Here is a 574-nt window from a genome sequence, read left to right on the forward strand (position 1 = left end):
AAGACCACTTTCACTTTTGATGTATCGGTATGGGAACTGTTTCTGCCACTGTGCTGGGGCGCCCGTATGGTGCTCTGCCACAAAGATGATATCGGTGCGCCGGAGCGTTTGCGTGCCTTGATACAGCATCATGGCATTACCTGCCTGCATTTTGTGCCCGGTATGTTCAATGCCTTTATTACTGCTTTATTTGAAGACGAAGATATTAGTGTTGCTTTAGATAGCCTTCGGCTGGTCGTGACCAGCGGGGAGGCATTGTCTGCCGAAACGGTGCGTAACTGGTATGCCCGTATGGTCGCTCCGGTACATAACCTGTACGGGCCTACGGAGGCGTCTGTAGATGTTACTTATTACGCTACGCGCCCGGGAGATCAGCGCATTCCGATAGGTCGTCCTATCTGGAATACACAACTCTATGTGCTGGGTGCAGACAACGCGGTGCAGCCGGTAGGCGTGGCCGGAGAGATCTGCATTGGCGGCGACGGGCTGGCCCGAGGCTACCTGCACAAACCGGAGCTGACGGCAGAGAAGTTTGTGCCGCATCCTTTTACGGCTGGTCGCCGCATTTACCGCA

Annotated in this window: 1 protein-coding gene; it reads left to right on the forward strand. The window is 54.7% G+C overall.

Features of this window, described 5'->3' with window-relative positions; translation table 11 throughout:
* Positions 1–574, forward strand: a 574-nt coding sequence (locus tag AC1DFM_RS34705; RefSeq protein ID WP_477081370.1) for an AMP-binding protein, incomplete at both ends; no start/stop codon positions are given.

The organism is Chitinophaga sp. 05T412 (genome assembly GCF_056396465.1).